This is a genomic window from Cellulomonas septica, assembly GCF_012396155.1.
GTDB classification, from domain to species: domain Bacteria; phylum Actinomycetota; class Actinomycetes; order Actinomycetales; family Cellulomonadaceae; genus Cellulomonas; species Cellulomonas septica.
This window is the reverse complement of record NZ_JAAXOY010000477.1, coordinates 1-2,829: the sequence shown is the minus strand read 5'-3', so window position 1 is coordinate 2,829 and position 2,829 is coordinate 1. Positions and strand designations below refer to the sequence as shown.

Here is a 2,829-nt window from a genome sequence, read left to right as displayed (position 1 = left end):
CGAGCCCGATCCAGCCGCCGCCCACCACCACGACGCGCCGGTCCGGCGTGAGCGCGGCGCGCAGGCGGTCGCTGTCGGGGAGCGTGCGCAGGTACGCGACGCCGTCGAGGTCCGACCCCGGGACGTCGAGCCGGCGGGGCTCGGAGCCCGTCGCGAGCACGAGGTGGTCGAAGCCCGTCCGGGTGCCGGTGCCGTCGACGACGTCCAGCGCGCCGAGGTCGAGCGCGGTGACGGTGGTGCCGGTGCGCAGGTCGACGTCGTGCGCGGCGTACCAGCCGGGCTCGTGGACGAACGCGGCGTCGCGCTCGTCGCTGCCCGTCAGGTAGCCCTTGGACAGCGGCGGCCGCTCGTACGGGCGGTCCGGCTCGGCGCCGAGCAGGGTGACGCGGCCCTCGTACCCGCCCTCCCGCAGCGCCTCGACGGTCTTGGCGCCGGCCAGGCCGGCTCCCACGACGACGACCCGACCGGACACGACGACCTCCTGGGGAGACGTTCAGGCGTCCCGTCGGCCGGCGGGCACCGTGCCCAGCGCAGCAGGTCAGCCGCGTTCTCGCAACGGCTCGGGGTGTGCCGAAGTCCACCCCGCTCCCCCGCGCCGGATCGGCGTGCGGCTGGCACATTGGGCGGATGCTGATCTGGCCGGGACGCCCCTATCCCCTGGGCGCCACCTACGACGGGACCGGGACCAACTTCGCGCTGTTCTCCGAGGTCGCCGAACGTGTCGAGCTGTGCCTCTTCGACGCGGACGGGACGGAGACGCGCGTCGACCTCACCGAGGTGGACGCCTTCGTCTGGCACGGCTACCTGCCCGCGGTCGGCCCCGGGCAGCGGTACGGCTACCGCGTGCACGGGCCGTACGACCCGGCGCAGGGGCTGCGCTGCCACCCGTCGAAGCTGCTGCTCGACCCGTACGCGAAGGCGATCGACGGGCAGGTCGACAACGACCCGTCGCTCTACACGTACCGGTTCGACGACCCGACGGCGACGAACGACGACGACTCCGCGCCGCACACGATGAAGTCCGTCGTCGTGAACCCGTACTTCGACTGGGGCCACGACCGGCCGCCGCAGCACCAGTACCACGAGTCCGTCATCTACGAGGCGCACGTGCGCGGCCTCACGCAGCAGCACCCGGCGGTGCCGGAGGAGCTGCGCGGCACGTACTCGGGTCTCGCGCACCCGGCCGTGATCGAGCACCTCGTGTCGCTCGGGGTGACCGCGGTCGAGCTCATGCCCGTGCACCAGTTCGTCAACGACCCCGTGCTCCAGGACAAGGGCCTGTCGAACTACTGGGGCTACAACACGATCGGGTTCTTCGCGCCGCACAACGAGTACTCCGCGTACGGCGAGACGGGCCAGCAGGTGCAGGAGTTCAAGGCCATGGTCAAGGCCCTGCACGAGGCCGACATCGAGGTCATCCTCGACGTCGTCTACAACCACACGGCCGAGGGCAACCACCTCGGCCCGACGCTGAGCTTCCGTGGCATCGACAACGCGAACTACTACCGGCTCGTCGACGACGACCCGGCGCACTACTTCGACACCACGGGCACGGGCAACTCGCTGCTCATGCGCTCGCCCAACGTGCTGCAGCTCATCATGGACTCGCTGCGGTACTGGGTGACCGAGATGCACGTCGACGGCTTCCGCTTCGACCTCGCGGCGACGCTCGCCCGGCAGTTCCACGAGGTCGACCGCCTGTCGGCGTTCTTCGACCTGGTCCACCAGGACCCGGTGATCTCGCAGGTCAAGCTCATCGCCGAGCCGTGGGACGTCGGCGAGGGCGGCTACCAGGTCGGCGGGTTCCCCCCGCTGTGGTCGGAGTGGAACGGCAAGTACCGCGACACGGTCCGCGACTTCTGGCGCTCGGAGCCGTCGACGCTGGGCGAGTTCGCGAGCCGCATCTCGGGGTCGTCCGACCTGTACGAGCACACGGGCCGCCGCCCGATCGCGTCGGTCAACTTCGTGACCGCGCACGACGGCTTCACGCTCGCCGACCTCACGTCGTACAACGAGAAGCACAACGAGGCGAACGGCGAGGGCAACGCCGACGGCGAGAGCCACAACCGGTCGTGGAACTGCGGCGTCGAGGGTCCGACGGACGACGAGCACGTCCTCAACCTGCGCGACCGGCAGCGGCGCAACTTCCTGGCGACGCTCCTGCTGTCGCAGGGCATCCCGATGATCCTGCACGGCGACGAGCTGGGCCGGACGCAGCAGGGCAACAACAACGTGTACTGCCAGGACGGCCCGATCTCGTGGGTCGACTGGGACCTCGACGAGCGGCAGACGAACCTGCTCGAGTTCACGCGGCGCGTCGTGCGGCTGCGGCAGGACCACCCGGTGTTCCGCCGCCGCCGGTTCTTCGCGGGCAAGCCCGACGAGGCCGACCCGTCGGACCTCAAGGACATCGAGTGGCTCGCGCCGACCGGCGAGCACATGAGCCCGGAGCAGTGGAACAGCGACCTCGCGCGCGCGGTGATGGTGTTCCTCAACGGCGACGCGATCGCGGAGCCGGACATGCGCGGCGAGGAGATCGTCGACGACTCGTTCCTCGTGCTCTTCAACGGCGAGCCCGAGGCGGAGACGTTCGTCGTGCCGTCGCACCGGTACGGCGACTCGTGGACGGTCGTGTTCGACACCGACTCGCAGGTCGCGCCGGGCGCGACGCTCGACGCGGGCGAGGACGTGGCGCTCGCGCACCACTCGGTCGTCGTCCTCACGCGCCCGCCGCTGCAGTCCAAGCCGTCCCCCTCGGGCATCGGCGCCGTCGCGGACGCGTCGCACGAGGCCGCGCGCGTGCGCCGGCAGGGCGACAGCGGCCGCACG

At 71.2% G+C, this 2,829-nt stretch carries 2 protein-coding genes; one reads left to right on the top strand and one right to left on the bottom strand.

Going from position 1 to position 2,829, the window contains the following annotated elements:
* On the bottom strand, positions 1-472 hold a 472-nt coding region (locus HGA02_RS15310; protein WP_168679905.1), incomplete at its 3' end, for an FAD-dependent oxidoreductase.
* Positions 473-627: 155 nt separating this feature from the next.
* Here HGA02_RS15310 and glgX point away from each other — a divergent pair.
* Positions 628-2,829, top strand: a 2,202-nt coding sequence (gene glgX / locus HGA02_RS15305; protein ID WP_246247868.1) for a glycogen debranching protein GlgX, incomplete at its 3' end; no start/stop codon positions are given.